Below are 14,761 nucleotides of genomic sequence, written 5' to 3'. Positions count from 1 at the left end.
GTTTAAGAAAGGTTAAAATTAGAGTTGTACTAAATTAAGAAAATCAGATCTTTGCAATAACTCATTTCGATGTCATGCGCTCTCTTGTGAAAGAAAATGTAAAAAGGATCAAGCCTAGGCAAAAGATTAAAAAGAACGTTGTTTTTGTAGATCTTAGCTGATCTCTAAAAACTGACACCTTAGCTTCACGGGCCTTAGAGTCCAGCTTATTTAATCTAATATAATAGTCCAGAGTCTCTACCAGATCACCTTTTTCTAAAGTATATTCTTTCCCATTTAATATCAATTTCGCTTTGTTACCACTTAGCTCTTGGAGATTAATGCTAAAAGGTAGTTTATAGCTTTTATATTGAAAGCTCATATCGTGAAAATCGCCGGCCACATCAATGATCTCTTGATCTTGGCCTGGTTTGATAAAACGTACATGCTTTGGACTTTGCTTTTCGATATATTTAATAACATCAGTCCTATCAAGGCCAAGGTCTCGTTTATAGTGATAATCCTCTTCTAGCTGCTTGTCAGTATAATACTTAACAAGGGAGACAATCTTATCATCGATAATTAAGCGATCCATTACTTCATTTAATCGACATGAATCGGCAAGAGAGATGAATCCACTTTTAGTGATAAGATAATTGCCCTCTTTGCATAAATCATTCTTTAGATCATTTAATGATCGCCTCCTTAACATAACAATACATGAAGGATTAATATTACTTAGGTTCAATAAACAATTTAACTTCTCTTGATTATAAAGAAAGATCTCTCGATTATTTGAAACAAAGAAGTTCTCATAATCATAATTATTTGTTGAAAGTAGATGTTTCTTAGTTTCTCTAGACTTCTTATCTAGGACTTCAATAACGGCACTTACCTCACCCTGGGCATCACGTAGATTATAGGTTCTTTGACTGAATGGAAGATAAGTCAGTAGATATGTCGGCCCAAAATCAAGATTTAAGCCTTGTGGGCGAAGGGAGTAATTAATATCGACAAAGACTTTCTCTTTTGTATTTCTATTTAGAATGGAGATTTCAAATTTTTCAAGCTTCGCTTCGTTAGTAGATTCACCAGTTTTAAGTTTTAAGCTTGCTTGAATATTCTTATATGGACCTTCAATATTTGAGATAGAACTAACTGTGAACAATCCAATTAGTCCTATATGTACAAGTAAACTAGGCCAAGAAAATTCTTTTCTTATAAGCTTTCTAATTAAATTTAATAATAAGGATAAACTAACTGCAGTAAGTAAGAACAAATAGAAAGGTCCACTTAGCACAAGAGACTGCGATACTTTAGGGCCATAGAGATATTCAACAGCTTGACCTATTAATAAATAGGAAATAACAACGATAAATAGCGATAAAGGCTTGAAAATACTACGAATAGAACTTGAAACCTTTTTGATGGCCTGACTCATATCAATAGAATATATCGGCATCAAGTCTGCGTCTAGAAAATTAAATTTTTCTTAATAAAAAGCCGATAAATTTCATATGGTTATGAGATTTTTACTAATAAAGATATTTATACTTTTTCAATTTCAACTCTATGCAAATGGCAGTTGGGTTAAAGACCTCTCTTTTGACAATATTGATATTTGGAAAAATGGATCAAAACGAATAAGCGTTGAGGTCAAAAATAATAAAAATAAACTAGAAAATTACAACAAAGAAAAAGTTCAAGAATATCTTGCACGTAGAAATAAGATTTTAAAGTATGCAGATTTCTCAAACTTTCAAACATCATCCCTTAAGTTTCAAAAGAATAAAGATGAAATAAGAATTGATAATAATGGAAGCTATCTTAACTCAAGAAGTGTGAAAACATTCTTTAAAGAGATTCACATCTTATCAAAGAATAAATCCATCATCACGATGATTACATCTCAAAAAAAACTAACCAAAGAAGATATTAACGATTTTAAGAAAAAGCTAAATTATATTGAGGAGACAAATAAATGAGAATCAAACTCACTATTGTATCCTCTTTAATTATAGCTTTATTGGCCCAATCAACCCTCGCCTTTGTTCCTACAAGTAACTATGAGCTAGATCTAAATGTAGTTGAAACTCGCTGTCTTGAATTTGGAGACCTTGATATACTTGACCAAACAAACGAAAGAGCACTTTGTGAGATCGTTACAAGCTCCCCTGCATGTGAAAATATAGAGGCAGAAAGAAAAAGACAATGTGACCCTAGTTTAATTGTAGACACAAATGCAGGTGTTGAATTTATCTCATGCTTAAAAGGTCTATGGGGATCAGCTGTTGAGTTCATGAAGTTTATCGGCTCTGTTATTGAATACACTATTGACTCTGAAACAAGACAAGAAAAAAATGAAGAACTTGTTAATACAATGGAAAGTGCAAAGCATTTTCTTGCTATGGAATGGTCTCGCTCTTTAAGTGAAACAGATGGCTGGGGACCAATTCACTATATGAATGCCGCTAAACACTTCTCCGGCACAATGGGAAAAGTCATTTATAATATGCTAGAAGAAATGTATTTTTCTATGCAAGAAAATTACGCATGTTTAAACCCAGCTGCAAGAACACAGGCCCTTTGCCAATTTGCAGGCTCTGTTTTAATACCGCCTGCTATCGTTATGGCCAAGGTTGCAAAGTTTCTTATTAATCGAGGAAGAACGATTTCTTCAATATCAAAAAGAGCGGATAATGCTCATAATGAAGAGCTAGATAGTACTTTATTATCAAAAAATGAATTAGACGATAATAAATCAGAATTTAATAATTATGATGAAGAAACGGCCAATACGACAATGCCTTTTAAGCATGAGGCAAACTTACTCTCTCGTCTTGAACTAACGTATGCTCGACGTGTTGAGCAGAATCCAAAAGATATTAATCGACTCTCAAATAATGCTGTTTCTGTAATTGAAGGTGTGACAAGAAAGCTTGGTATACCTACTCGAAAAGATACGATCACAATTGAAGGAAAAAACTCAGACAGACTAGTGGTTACAAAAGATGACCTTTTAAAATCAAGTACTCCTGCTGCTAAGCAATTATTAAAACTACTTGAAGAATCTAAACTAAGTAACTTAATCATCGCACCTGAAGCAATGATGAGAATGAAGAAAGTTCTTTATCGAAGTGAAAAAGGCCCTGAAAATATGTTCTTATCTGCAAAAGGCCTACAAAGTGCACTTTTAAAAATCGGTAATGAGAAAAGACAGTCATTACCTACGACTCCATATTTGCAAAGAGCGATGAAAAGTCCTGGAGATAAAGAGATTGAAGATCTTGCTTCTAAATTAAATGAAGAAGGTTTTGCAGTAAGAGTAATTACTTTAAAGAGAAAAGTTAAAGATGAGAAAACAAAGCAAGAGCGCGAAATAAGAACAAAGGCCCTTCAATTTAATCAATATGCAGCAGATCGAAATCATCCAGGTGTTTTAAAGCTTCAACGTTTTAGAAATGATGACTTTAGACAAAAAATCCTATTCTACCCTGATACATATGTTGGAGCCGCCGGACAATCAAATAGAGGAACAAGGGCCGTATCATTCAATTTTTCAAATCTAGATGAACTTTTACAAGGTCATCATCAAAACACTGTTCCACATGAATTTAGACATGCAAAATTTGAGTATAACCGTTCAAAAGGTAGAGAGTCTGTTTATGATCTTCGTGTAAAACATAGCAAAGAAGATGGAAAGTTACATGATGGTAAGGCATATTCAAATTATTTCTCTATGGAAGAAGTTTATAATCACTCACAAGATATCTATCATGTAGCAAGAAGTATAACTCGTAATGCAGACCCCGAATCGGCACTTAAACAGATATCAGGAAAAACGAATGTGATCTCAAGTATCACAAGAGGATTTCGCGCACAAAACGATTCTCTAAATATGAATATGGCATTTGATATTGAGAGTGCTCCATTAAAATTTCCTGAAAAAAATAAAGGTTTTACAGTTCAAATTGGTAATGACAGTGCTATTTCCGCAATAAAAGATAATAATGGCTACTACTCAGTGATTGTAAAAGATGCTGATGTCTATCATACCATACCAATGGTATCGCCAGAATCACAACAGGTACTTAATCGATTTATAAATCAGACAATTGCTGCAAAGTCGAAAAATGATTTTAATGGTCTTCGCCAAGAGCTAAAGACGATCTTTGGTCATGTGAAAGAAAAAAATGAAAAACGACGAGATTTATTAAATAAGCTTGAACCAAAGGCAAAAGAATTAAGAGAACTCATTGCCTCAGGTGACGTAAATGATCTAAAGATTGCACAAATCAAAGAGCTGTCACGCCAAATTGCTCAAATATCTAAAGGTCGCGCGCCTTAAGGACGGCCTTATAGAAAGCATCGGGATTAACAATCCCACCACTTTCACATGGAAGCCTTCCACTCTTTGGTATGTAGGCCGTTTTTAATAACAACTCTTTAAGCTCTAGTGGTGAAAGGCTTGGGTTTAATTGATGGGCCTTTAAAAGAATATTTGTCACAAAAGGTGCGGCCATAGAAGTTCCATTTAGCGGGATTGTACCGCCACCAGATTGTGCTGATACAACACCTTGGCCTGGAGCAAATATTTGAACTTTTGTTTTACCATACTTTGAAAAGCTTGCTGGCCTATAGCTGTCCATTTTATCTTTTTCTAATTTAGAAGTATTTAACGCTCCAACCTTAATCATATTGTCATAATCATAACTTGCTGGATAATTATCATTACCTTTTAAATCTAAATCAAGACTTCCTCGTCCATTTCCAGCTGCAACAACGAATAACGTCTCAGGGTTATCGACAAAGATTTTCTCTAGGAAATGAAACGAATCACGAGGTGCAGACATTGGTGCACCAGGAAAGCCTATAGCAAAGCTCATATTTACGAATTTAACATTCTTATCTGTTATATACTCACCGGCCTTTTGCAAATGATCGCTAATGGCCACATCACCAGCAAATCCCACTAGTCCGTAATTATCGAGATCCTTTAATGCAAGGGCCGCAACATGTGTACCGTGAGATACAGGATATGGAGTATGAACAAGAGAATGTGTTTCTCTAATATTATTATCATCACGTAAAAGGCTTAGGCCTGCATCGTCTTGCCTTTGCCATCCCCATGAATCGTCAACTCTTCCGTTGCCATCATTATCAACGCCATCCCCAACAATATCATATGGTGAATTATATAATTTATGAGTTAAAGAAGGGTGCATAATATCAAAGCCAGTATCAATAATAACGACAGGCTCACGAGTCTTATCATTAAATACGTTTAATCTTCTTTCATATTCATTCTTTGATAAATTGAACTTCTTTAATTGCTTTGCAACACTAAACTCTCCATCTTCTCGGTAACTTCCAACAAGATTGCCATTAGGTGTATATGCCTTAAACTCACTTACCAGATTAGCAAGGGGCGCTTTCATATTATAAACGACTTCATAATACTTTGTTACTTCACCCTGTTTATTTAAAACATCGATACGATACGGCTTATATTCGAGTTCACGATAGTGTCTTATTCCCTGTTGGCGATATGAGGATTGAGTTATGACCCAGTCCTTAACTAAAGTTGGATCTTGTGGATCACCAGTGTATTCAGCTTTTTCTTTTATTTTATTTGTGACTTTATCATCTTCAATTACATAAACTGATTTTACAAAATTTCCATTTTCTAAATAATTATGAGTCGAATGATATGTATATATTCCATCTGTACTCCATGAATCACTTGATGTCTCTCTGCCCAATTCATCATAGGTTTTCTGACCTGTACGGGCGCCAGTTTTCATATATATTTCATAAGAAGAAATAAGAGATCCATTATTGCATTGATAGATCGTTTTCCAGCTACCATCAATAACTTCTTTTGGACTTGGACACTCAACAGCTAATGTATTGATATTAAATAAGACAACAAGGGGAAATAAGCATTTTTTCATATATGCTTTATAGCATTATCAGAGATTCATGCTATTTGATTGTAGAGATTACTGTGGAAGATAAATTTTTAGACAGCTTTCTCAGCCAACTTGAAAGTCTTTGAAATTTGCAACAGCTGGCTGTTCAATCAATGTTACTTTCTCAACCTCTGCAGTCTCAGGGCCTTCTTTTAGGAAAGCTTCTAAATTATTAATATCCTCGAGATCACCACAGGCCAAAACTTCAACACTGCCATCCTTAAGGTTTTTAACATAACCAGTAATATTAGGCGTATGGTGGTTAACATATTCAAGAGTACTTTTTCGAAAGAATACCCCTTGAACCTTACCTTCAATTCTATATCTTCTATTTATCATGAACAAAGTATATCATATCCACTTCGACGAATAATTTAAATATGTTAAAGTTTATCTATGTGTTTTTCTATCCAAGCGGCAAGTGACTTAAAAAGAGTTTCATCGACGATGAATGCGGGTTTTGATCGCTTATCCTACAACCAATTTAAGGCCATGCAAGAGCTTGAATCAAAGCTTGGGGCAGATGAAATTAAGAAACAATTAAACTTAAAAAGAAAACCAAGTGGAAGCTATTTTAAGGGCCCAGATGAACTTGGTCGTATCTACCCGAATTATTTTACAAGTGTTATAACGTCACAAGAAAAGAAGCGATTAATCTCTCCTATGCGCTATCGTATAAGACCAAACGGTTCTTCAGAAGAGATCCCAACTAAATTTAATGTCTTTAACGCCAGAGTCGACTCACTTGAAAAGAGAAAGACATGGTCTCCTCTATTTATGAGAAATCATGGCATTGTTTGTTTTGATGCTTTCTATGAGTGGGTATTAAAAGATAATAAGAAAACTCTAATAAAGTTCAAGCCAACAAATAATGAATTCATGTGGGCGCCATGCTTGTGGGATGAATGGCAGTCTACAGATGGAAGCGTTAAATTTAAGTCCTTTGCTATAATTACAACAGATCCACCAAATGAAGTTGAAATAATGGGACACGATCGTTGTCCTATATTTCTAAATCATGAATATATAGATGATTGGCTAAATCCAAGAGACTTAAACCCAAGTGATGCATATGAGATCTTGGCCGCTCAAGAAAACGAAAAGTTTAGCTATGAATGGCCAAGTTAAAGATTAATTTACAGAGACGACTTCGTATTCTCGGGTAATATCACCCGTTTCAACATCAAAAATATCCCCAGCTTCAAGATCAAGAACTTCGTTTCCGATCGGAGAAAAAACCGAGATAACAAGAAGTCCATTACCGTCAACATTTAACATAGTTCCACCTGCCGTTGGTGTAATGAAATAATGACGAGTTTGATTATTAAATTTTAACTCAACGAGAGAGCCTATCTGAACCTTCTTACCTTGAGGAAGCTCTTCTATTAGCTCCTCAATCATTTTAACGTCAATTTCAAGCTCATCGACACGCTTTTTTAAGGCTCCTGCTAAATAACCGGCCTCAATGGCGCGAGTATCATACTTACCTTCTTGGGCCATATCCGCTTCTTGCGAAGCTCCACGTGAGTTTTCATAAACTTCTTGAGCCTTTTCAAACTCATCTTTTAAATGACCTAGTAAGGCCTGTGCTACTGTTTCTTTTTTCATACCCAACATATTATCCAATATTTATCATATTAAAAAGACTGTATTATTTTCAATTATTTATGCCTTGGTAAAGATTGAAAGTATAAGGCAGGTATGAAGTTTATCATTCTCTTATCAATTCTTCTGGTTTCCTCGTTCTCTGATGCCTCAATAAAGAGCAAAGAACGAAATTCTCATGAATATCAGATACTAGCTTACGAGGATTTGGGCTCTGAGATAAAGCAACAAGACTTTTACTTCATAGCAAGCACAGTCACTCAACTATATCAAACAGAAGCTCGTCGCCAAGGGCGAACGATGGTTATTGCAACACTAGATTGGGAGACTCCTTATTTTAGTGCGTGGGCCAAATACGAAGAAAAGAATAACACTTATCAAGTAAACTTCTGGGGTGGCTTTGCAAGACTGCCTGATATGACCAAAAGGGCCTTTGTCTTTACAGCATGTCATGAGGTTGGGCATTTACTTGGAGAATATCCCCGCATTAAAATTAAGGGAATGCAACATATGAGCACGGAAGGCCAATCAGACTTCTTTGCGGCCAATAGTTGTTATAAGAAATTTGTTACCAAGTATCCTAAATACTTCGATGCACCTCTAGAGCTTAATCCATATGCCGCATCTCTTTGTGAAGAAAAGTTTCTAGAAGATAAATTAAATAAAAGACTTTGTTTTGAGACAATGCAAGTTGCTCGTGATTTCACCTTGGCCATCAATTATGTAAATAACGATGTACTTCCACAATTTCATACACCTGATAACCTCGTGGTGAAAGAGACAAAGGATAGTTATCCTAGTATGCAATGTCGTATGGATATTATCGTTAATAGTGCCTTAATGCCTTATGAAAGTGGAAAAATTGGCGAAAATGCCCTTTCCAAGAGGCTTCCTTGCTGGTTTGCAAATACAGACACTTAGACACTTTTACTTAAGAAAATGTTAAGTGAATAAATAACCTACCTATAGAATTTCTTAACTTCTGCTATAATTTTAATATGCACGAGAGAGACGGAGAACTCTATTCAAAATTTGAAGAAATTATTAATTCTTCAACCCATTGCCTTGGTATAATCCTTGGTGTCGTTGGTACTGTCATGATGATCATGAAGGCCCAAACAGGTCTACATACTTTTGCCTATAGCGTATTTGGACTCTCCATCACTTTTCTTTATAGTATGTCGACTCTCTATCATGGCCTTGACAGCAAAAGAAGTCGTAGACTTAAAGAAATATTTCGTCGCATGGATCATATTGGTATCTATTTACTAATTGCTGGCTCGTATACTCCATTTCTAATGCTGGCCATTCGCGGTGAAACCGGAATGTGGATGATGATCAATATTTGGGCCTTGGCCTTTATCGGGATTCTCATTAAATTATTTGCATTTAACAAATCTGAAGTTTTAACAATTGTTCTTTGTCTTGCTATGGGCTGGATGGTTCTTGTTATTCGAAATGAACTTCAATCAAACTTAAGTTTTGACTGCTTAAAATGGATCGTTATTGGTGGAGCGTGTTACATGAGTGGAGTTCTCTTCTACTTGCGTGAAAGCCTTTATCTCGGTCATGCAATATGGCATATTTGTGTTCTTCTAGGGACTACATCGCACTTTTACGCGGTGTATGCATACGTTTAATAAACCTAAATTTCAATAGATTTTGACTATTACATGACATATATTCTTTATTGGATTCATATAATTCTTATTGTTATACTGATCACGTTAACAAAAAAGGAGAACGTATGAATACAATTAACCAATTAAAACTGATTCAAGCAGATGCCCAAGTATATTTCATGAAGCTACATAATATTCACTGGAATGTTACGGGAATGATGTTTCTTCCAATCCACGAGTTAACAGAGACTCTATACAATGAGTTCGCCGTTATCTTTGATGACCTTGCAGAAAGACAATTACAACTTGGTGAAAAACCAGTTCTAACAATGGCCAATGCATTAGAGATTAGTCGTATTAAAGAAACTAATGAGTCTTCATTTACTAGTAAAGAGTCATTAGAAATTATTTTAAAAGATAATGACTACTTCCTAAATGCATTTAAAGAATTATCAAGAACTGCTGACGAAGCAGGAGATGCTTCAACAGTAGCATATGCTGATGACAAAGTTGCTTGGCTAGAAAAACAAAACTGGCAACTTAAAGCAATGCTCGAATAGTATTACTACGACATCCTATTTTTTCAATCGAGCCGGAAATCACCTTTCCGGCTTTTTTTTACTCTTTCCACAAAGACCTTAAATATATTCATCATATGATCTTTTACTTCACTTCCCTCTAAGACACTTAATGCGTGTGCAATTGCTTCATAAGTACATAAGAAGTTCTCTCCTGGAGACTTTCTTAATTCATAGATACTCTCACCAACATCTATTAAATGAAATTTTGGCATTTTTGCTAGAACATCTTCCCTTTTATGAAATTTCTTTGCTTTTGACCAAGATCCGTCCGGAACAACCAAACAAGTCTTTCGATGATCGGCCACAAACTCATTTAAAGGTAGTGAGTCTTGTGTCGGAAATAAGTAGATATAATTATTTTCTTCGAAATCAAAGGCGTTTGGATCAAAGGGGTCATACATATTTCCCCTTTCCATAATTTTACATTTATTAAGTACAAGGGTTGCAAAATATGCAGTATTACTCGTTAGCCATCGCTCTGTATAATGCATTGGGATAATGACTTCAGTGTTATTGTGAAAACTACTCAAATGCTCACAAAAGCACCAATGTGTATTGATGCGACAAGTTGGGCAACGTGATTCACGTGTATTTCGGCGTGGTTTTGACATGCTGTTTAACTATCATAGAATTGACACATTTACTCGAAAAATGTCTTAATATTAGTTAATAGTTAAATTATAAAAGGATCAATCTTTAATGAATTATTTTAGCGATGAAAAAGAATGGCAATGGATGTTAAAGAACGCAGTGGACTGGAAGGCCATAATCCCTCTTTATTATAAAGAGTTCCCAACTGCAGATGGATTTAACAATCAAGAAGAAGTGATAAGTTTTATTGAAGAACTTATGACACAAACTGGAAGCTGGGCAGCTGATGCTGTTTACAATCGCGCAGAGGCCATTGACGTCAATGGCGCTGGTGTTGTTAAGGATGGTCGCACTATTCCAGGAAAAGAACTAAGTGAGTTCTATCAAGAAGCAACTGAACTTGGTGCTTTTGGCCTATGTGTTCCGACAGAATTTGGTGGTATGGGACTACCAGCTGTTGCCCTAATGATTCTCTTAGAGCAATTATCACGTGCATGTAATTCACAATGTACGCAACTTGCATTCTTTACTTCTATCGCAGATATGGTTCACCGCTTCTGTGATCATGAAACGGCCGAAAGACTTATACCTAAGATTGTTGCAGGTGAATTATCGGGATCAATGAACTTGACAGAGCCAGGTTGTGGATCTGATCTTGGAATGATTAAAACAAGCGCAACACCAGTTGGTGATGGCACATATAAATTAAATGGTTCAAAAATATTCATCACTAATGGTGGTGGTGGAATTGGTTTTGTTCTAGCACGTATTAAAGGTGCACCAGAAGGACTTGAGGGTATTTCAATGTTTATCTGTGAACAAGATGATCCAACTGTAGAAGGCCTTAATTATACGGTTGCTAAGAACGAACACAAGATGGGAATGCACGGATCTTTCACATGCGAAATCGTATATGAAAACTCTGTTGCACGTCTTATTGGAGAAGAAGGAAAAGGTTTCAGATACATGCTTCACCTTATGAATGAGGCGCGTATTGCTGTAGGAATGCAGGCCTTAGGTGGAATTGAAGGATGTATCGGTTATGCAAAGAACTATGCTCAAGAGCGCGTTCAATTTGATAAACCTATATCTGAATTACCACTTATGAAAAGAAATTTAGAAGATTTTGAAACAGAAAGAGATGCTCTTAGAGCTCTTTTAGTTGATACAATTTCTTCATATGATATCTTCCAAAAACTAGATCTTAAAAAGAATGAAGTTGGAGAACTAACAAAAGAAGAAGAGGCGATCTTTAAGAATGCTTCAATTTGGACTCGTAAGAGAACACCGCTTGTTAAATACTATGCTTGTGAAGCTTATACACAGCTTTCTACTAAGGCCATTCAAGTTCTAGGTGGTTATGGCTTCATGGAAGAGTATCCAGTAAGCCGTTATCACAGAGACTCATTTGGGCCACTACTTTATGAAGGAACAAGTCAAATTCAGGCCCTTATGGCACTTAAGGATATGATTAAGTATGTTGCAAAAAATCCGCAAAAATACTTCTCAAATCTCTTTATCAAGCACCCTGCATTTGCATGGGTAGCAAGTGATAACTTAGGCCAACGTGAGCTTTCAGGTAGTCAATATACTTTTAAGAAGAATCTTATTAAGTTGATTATGAAATGCCTTAAACCAGAAAAGCTATCAGACTTAACTAATCCTAAAGCATGGATGAATGAAGATAATGTCGATAAACTCATGCTTCATGCTGAAACAATTTGTCAGGGACTTTCATATCTTGAAACTTTAAGAGTGTTAGCAAATCATTCTTCAATGGATAAGGAGCGCTATGACTTATTTAAGCGCTATCATACACTTGTTACACCTAGACTTACTGGAATTTATAAAGATTGGGAAATTAGATAAGAAGAAATATTCTAAGGTCGGTATTCATTTAGTTTTTGGATATCGACCTTTGCATTCTTATTAGCACATTGAGACTGGTATTCGATTCTTTCAACTAAAACATTCTTATCAGCAATAGAATTTTCTTCGATAATATAAGTTTGCTTCTCAACTAATACTTTATTCTGAGAATTATCAATGACGACACTTCTAATGAAAGTATTTGTGTTTGGGAAGGAATATACAATTCCCTGATTTGCATAGTTTTGATAAACAGCATTAACATCACTATTACTTGCAAAGGCGCTACAAAAATCTGCCACCACACCATTTAAATCTGTTTGAACCTGTGATTCTAAAAGAGTACCTGGAACATCAAATTGGTTAGTCTTTACAGAAAGAGTTGCTGTTCCATTATAATTTGCATTTAATTCAGCAACAACATCACGAACACTATCACCACTCATACAAGAGCCAAACTTAACATTGAAGACTACACTTTCAATATCAGTAATCGTTTGGAGATCCATCCTCATGGCCCTAAGACGTGAACAAATTGAGCGAATATTGCTAGTACCAAGTTCATCAAGAGATGATTGCACCTCAACAATATCACCGACATTTCGATTGGCCAAAGACGCAACTCCGCCACCATATTCTCCACATGAGCTTAAGAGTAAAATGAGAGAAATAATGAATGTTGGAAGCTTAAAGCCGATACTTTTCATCAGATATCTTATCGTCGAAAATTAAGAAAACTTAATGGGAATAGACCTTGAATCACTGAAATGTTAAGTTTTACCTATGAAATTCAAAACAAAATTTAGCGAATATCAAGCAGTTACAACAGATGATGGTTATATAACATTACACAGTGGCCATTTTGATGAAAATTGCCACTCAACAGCAGGTGCTCTAGAAGAAACACTCTATAATTACGTTGAAGGCTGTAGTGTGCTAGAGAGGGCCCAAGCTTCTAGCATAACGATCTTAGAGATAGGACTTGGAGTAGGCCTTGGAATACTAGCAACATTTGAAAGCACTAAAGATATAGCTAATAAGATTAAATTTATCACAACGGAAATTGATCCTGAATTGGCCAATTGGGTAATTTCTCAAGCTTCAATTGGTAAGCATATAAGTAATCTTGAAAAGAATAAAGAATTCATAAGCTTTAATCTAAGAGAGAATTTTCAAGTAAAGATCCTACTTGGTGATGCTAGAGAAACTATAAAGAATCTAGACTTAGAAGATATTAAGATAGATTGTATTTTTCAGGATGCTTTCTCGCCTACTAAAAATCCCACTTTGTGGACAAAAGAATGGTTCAGGAATCTGCGTAGTTTATGTAATAAAGATTCTGTTATGACAACATATTCGGCCTCAGTTAAAATACGTAAGGCGATGTTAGAGGCAGGCTTTATCGTCACGAATATGAAAGGCTTTGGAAATAAGAGAAATGCCACAAGGGCCTATACTCTTGAGTCTTATCGAGATGAAAAATTAGAAAAAGAATTAATAAGGTCAAAGACCCCTGCTTTTAGTGATAAGGATATTTAATGAATTTTAAAGACTGTGGAAAAGATATCTGTGAATTATTTAATATCGACTATCCTATTATTCAAGGTGGAATGGTTTGGGTTTCTGGATCAAAATTAGCGGCCGCTGTAAGCAATGCTGGAGGGCTAGGTCTAATTGGAGCAGGCTCAATGAAGCCAGAGCTTTTAAAAGAGCATTTAAAGAAAGCACATGACCTATTAGAAGATGGCAAACATATCGGTGTAAACGTTCCACTACTCTATCGTTTGGCCGAAGAACAAATTCAAGTGTGTCTTGATGCGGGGATAAAAATCTTTTTTACTTCAGCTGGCTCTCCAAAGAAATATACAAAATTTCTAAAAGACCAAGGATGCACTGTGGTTCACGTGACTTCTAGTCCGGCCCTTGCAAAGAAATGTGAAGACGCTGGCGTTGATGCCATTGTTGCAGAAGGATTTGAGGCAGGAGGCCACAATGGGCGTGATGAAATCACAACCATGTGTCTTATTCCACAAGTATGTGACACAGTTAAAATACCAGTTATTGCAGCTGGTGGTATTTTTGATAAGAGAACAATAAAGGCCGCCCTTTGTCTTGGAGCAAGTGGCGTACAACTTGGTACACGTTTTCTTATGACCAAAGAAAGTAGTGCCCATCAAAATTACAAAGATAAAATCATTGCAGCAGGCCCAGGAGATACTCGTCTTCAAATGAAACCCCATGTACCAGTAAGGCTTCTAAAAAATAAATTTGCAACCGAATCACTTAAGTTAGAACTTGAATGCGCACCAGTTGAAAAACTCATTGAACACCTTGGAAAAGGACGCGCAAAACTTGGTATGCTTGATGGTGATACAGACGAAGGTGAATTAGAAGTAGGCCAAGCCTCAGGTGCAATAAAGGATCTACCAAGCGTGAGTGAGCTCATGAAAGATTTCAGCACAATATTCTAATTTTGTGGCGCCGCTCTGATCCTGACTAAAATGAACAGTTACTTTTTATCTCCATAAATCATAATTTTTAG

15 protein-coding genes are annotated in these 14,761 nt (G+C 35.8%); 9 read left to right on the top strand and 6 right to left on the bottom strand.

Annotation, left to right across the window (positions count from 1 at the left end):
- Positions 1 to 61: 61 nt before the first annotated feature.
- On the bottom strand, positions 62 to 1,420 hold the full coding sequence (locus ACN5L8_RS01355) for a hypothetical protein (RefSeq protein ID WP_419172078.1): 1,359 nt from the start codon (positions 1,418 to 1,420) through the stop codon (positions 62 to 64).
- Positions 1,421 to 1,502: 82 nt separating this feature from the next.
- Here ACN5L8_RS01355 and ACN5L8_RS01350 point away from each other — a divergent pair, with 82 nt between their 5' ends.
- The gene (locus ACN5L8_RS01350) at positions 1,503 to 1,964 is read left to right on the top strand and encodes a hypothetical protein (RefSeq protein WP_419172077.1); all 462 of its coding nucleotides are present in this window, start codon (positions 1,503 to 1,505) and stop codon (positions 1,962 to 1,964) included.
- A complete protein-coding gene (locus ACN5L8_RS01345) occupies positions 1,961 to 4,327 on the top strand; it encodes a hypothetical protein (protein WP_419172076.1) in 2,367 nt (788 codons plus the stop codon). The genes ACN5L8_RS01350 and ACN5L8_RS01345 overlap by 4 nt, the downstream gene beginning before the upstream one ends.
- Here the strand turns inward: ACN5L8_RS01345 and ACN5L8_RS01340 are convergent.
- A complete protein-coding gene (locus tag ACN5L8_RS01340) occupies positions 4,308 to 5,933 on the bottom strand; it encodes a S8 family serine peptidase (protein WP_419172075.1) in 1,626 nt (541 codons plus the stop codon). The two genes, ACN5L8_RS01345 and ACN5L8_RS01340, sit on opposite strands and share 20 nt — an antisense overlap.
- Positions 5,934 to 6,014: 81 nt before the next feature.
- Positions 6,015 to 6,290 carry an acylphosphatase gene (locus ACN5L8_RS01335; RefSeq protein ID WP_115362572.1) on the bottom strand — a complete coding sequence of 92 codons (276 nt, stop codon included), beginning with the start codon at positions 6,288 to 6,290 and terminating at the stop codon, positions 6,015 to 6,017.
- A 57-nt stretch (positions 6,291 to 6,347) separates the two neighbouring features.
- Here ACN5L8_RS01335 and ACN5L8_RS01330 point away from each other — a divergent pair, with 57 nt between their 5' ends.
- Positions 6,348 to 7,079: an SOS response-associated peptidase family protein gene (locus tag ACN5L8_RS01330; protein ID WP_419172074.1), complete on the top strand. Its 732-nt coding sequence runs from the start codon at positions 6,348 to 6,350 to the stop codon at positions 7,077 to 7,079.
- Between the two features lie 3 nt (positions 7,080 to 7,082).
- Here the strand turns inward: ACN5L8_RS01330 and ACN5L8_RS01325 are convergent, their stop codons facing one another.
- Positions 7,083 to 7,559: a GreA/GreB family elongation factor gene (locus ACN5L8_RS01325; protein WP_334678576.1), complete on the bottom strand. Its 477-nt coding sequence runs from the start codon at positions 7,557 to 7,559 to the stop codon at positions 7,083 to 7,085.
- Positions 7,560 to 7,652: 93 nt separating this feature from the next.
- On the opposite strand from ACN5L8_RS01325, the gene ACN5L8_RS01320 reads away from it, so the two are divergent.
- The 3 genes from ACN5L8_RS01320 to ACN5L8_RS01310 all read left to right on the top strand — a co-directional run bounded on the left by ACN5L8_RS01320 (position 7,653) and on the right by ACN5L8_RS01310 (position 9,738).
- A complete protein-coding gene (locus ACN5L8_RS01320) occupies positions 7,653 to 8,477 on the top strand; it encodes a hypothetical protein (RefSeq protein WP_419172073.1) in 825 nt (274 codons plus the stop codon).
- Between the two features lie 77 nt (positions 8,478 to 8,554).
- Positions 8,555 to 9,196 (top strand): PAQR family membrane homeostasis protein TrhA, encoded by a 642-nt coding sequence (gene trhA / locus ACN5L8_RS01315; RefSeq protein WP_115362563.1) that lies wholly within the window; start codon positions 8,555 to 8,557, stop codon positions 9,194 to 9,196.
- A 107-nt stretch (positions 9,197 to 9,303) separates the two neighbouring features.
- A complete protein-coding gene (locus tag ACN5L8_RS01310) occupies positions 9,304 to 9,738 on the top strand; it encodes a Dps family protein (RefSeq protein ID WP_115362561.1) in 435 nt (144 codons plus the stop codon).
- A gap of 23 nt (positions 9,739 to 9,761) precedes the next feature.
- Here ACN5L8_RS01310 and ACN5L8_RS01305 read toward each other — a convergent pair whose 3' ends face one another.
- A complete protein-coding gene (locus ACN5L8_RS01305; RefSeq protein WP_115362560.1) occupies positions 9,762 to 10,370 on the bottom strand; it encodes a tRNA-uridine aminocarboxypropyltransferase in 609 nt (202 codons plus the stop codon).
- An 88-nt stretch (positions 10,371 to 10,458) separates the two neighbouring features.
- Between ACN5L8_RS01305 and ACN5L8_RS01300 the strand changes: the two genes are divergently transcribed.
- Positions 10,459 to 12,219 (top strand): acyl-CoA dehydrogenase family protein, encoded by a 1,761-nt coding sequence (locus ACN5L8_RS01300; RefSeq protein ID WP_419172072.1) that lies wholly within the window; start codon positions 10,459 to 10,461, stop codon positions 12,217 to 12,219.
- An 11-nt stretch (positions 12,220 to 12,230) separates the two neighbouring features.
- On the opposite strand, the gene ACN5L8_RS01295 is transcribed toward ACN5L8_RS01300, so the two are convergent.
- Entirely contained in the window at positions 12,231 to 12,926 is a 696-nt protein-coding gene (locus ACN5L8_RS01295) for a hypothetical protein (protein WP_419172071.1), read from the bottom strand.
- 76 nt (positions 12,927 to 13,002) lie between these two features.
- On the opposite strand from ACN5L8_RS01295, the gene mnmD reads away from it, so the two are divergent.
- Both mnmD and ACN5L8_RS01285 read left to right on the top strand, forming a co-directional pair.
- Positions 13,003 to 13,758: a tRNA (5-methylaminomethyl-2-thiouridine)(34)-methyltransferase MnmD gene (mnmD, locus tag ACN5L8_RS01290; RefSeq protein ID WP_419172070.1), complete on the top strand. Its 756-nt coding sequence runs from the start codon at positions 13,003 to 13,005 to the stop codon at positions 13,756 to 13,758.
- A complete protein-coding gene (locus ACN5L8_RS01285; RefSeq protein ID WP_419172069.1) occupies positions 13,758 to 14,690 on the top strand; it encodes an NAD(P)H-dependent flavin oxidoreductase in 933 nt (310 codons plus the stop codon). The genes mnmD and ACN5L8_RS01285 overlap by 1 nt, the downstream gene beginning before the upstream one ends.
- The last annotated feature ends 71 nt before the right edge of the window (positions 14,691 to 14,761 follow it).

This window comes from Halobacteriovorax sp., assembly GCF_048381875.1.
Taxonomy (GTDB): domain Bacteria; phylum Bdellovibrionota; class Bacteriovoracia; order Bacteriovoracales; family Bacteriovoracaceae; genus Halobacteriovorax_A; species Halobacteriovorax_A vibrionivorans.
The sequence above is the reverse complement of the archived record's forward strand: the minus strand, read 5'-3'. Positions and strand labels throughout refer to the sequence as shown.

Excerpts from the sequence above, each read along its gene's own strand:
- ACN5L8_RS01355 (WP_419172078.1), bottom strand. The coding sequence starts at position 1,420 with ATGAGTCAGGCCATCAAAAAGGTTTCAAGTTCTATTCGTAGTATTTTC.
- ACN5L8_RS01350 (WP_419172077.1), top strand. The coding sequence starts at position 1,503 with ATGAGATTTTTACTAATAAAGATATTTATACTTTTTCAATTTCAACTC.
- ACN5L8_RS01345 (WP_419172076.1), top strand. The coding sequence starts at position 1,961 with ATGAGAATCAAACTCACTATTGTATCCTCTTTAATTATAGCTTTATTG.
- ACN5L8_RS01340 (WP_419172075.1), bottom strand. The coding sequence starts at position 5,933 with ATGAAAAAATGCTTATTTCCCCTTGTTGTCTTATTTAATATCAATACA.
- ACN5L8_RS01335 (WP_115362572.1), bottom strand. The coding sequence starts at position 6,290 with ATGATAAATAGAAGATATAGAATTGAAGGTAAGGTTCAAGGGGTATTC.
- ACN5L8_RS01330 (WP_419172074.1), top strand. The coding sequence starts at position 6,348 with ATGTGTTTTTCTATCCAAGCGGCAAGTGACTTAAAAAGAGTTTCATCG.
- ACN5L8_RS01325 (WP_334678576.1), bottom strand. The coding sequence starts at position 7,559 with ATGAAAAAAGAAACAGTAGCACAGGCCTTACTAGGTCATTTAAAAGAT.
- ACN5L8_RS01320 (WP_419172073.1), top strand. The coding sequence starts at position 7,653 with ATGAAGTTTATCATTCTCTTATCAATTCTTCTGGTTTCCTCGTTCTCT.
- trhA (WP_115362563.1), top strand. The coding sequence starts at position 8,555 with ATGCACGAGAGAGACGGAGAACTCTATTCAAAATTTGAAGAAATTATT.
- ACN5L8_RS01310 (WP_115362561.1), top strand. The coding sequence starts at position 9,304 with ATGAATACAATTAACCAATTAAAACTGATTCAAGCAGATGCCCAAGTA.
- ACN5L8_RS01305 (WP_115362560.1), bottom strand. The coding sequence starts at position 10,370 with ATGTCAAAACCACGCCGAAATACACGTGAATCACGTTGCCCAACTTGT.
- ACN5L8_RS01300 (WP_419172072.1), top strand. The coding sequence starts at position 10,459 with ATGAATTATTTTAGCGATGAAAAAGAATGGCAATGGATGTTAAAGAAC.
- ACN5L8_RS01295 (WP_419172071.1), bottom strand. The coding sequence starts at position 12,926 with ATGAAAAGTATCGGCTTTAAGCTTCCAACATTCATTATTTCTCTCATT.
- mnmD (WP_419172070.1), top strand. The coding sequence starts at position 13,003 with ATGAAATTCAAAACAAAATTTAGCGAATATCAAGCAGTTACAACAGAT.
- ACN5L8_RS01285 (WP_419172069.1), top strand. The coding sequence starts at position 13,758 with ATGAATTTTAAAGACTGTGGAAAAGATATCTGTGAATTATTTAATATC.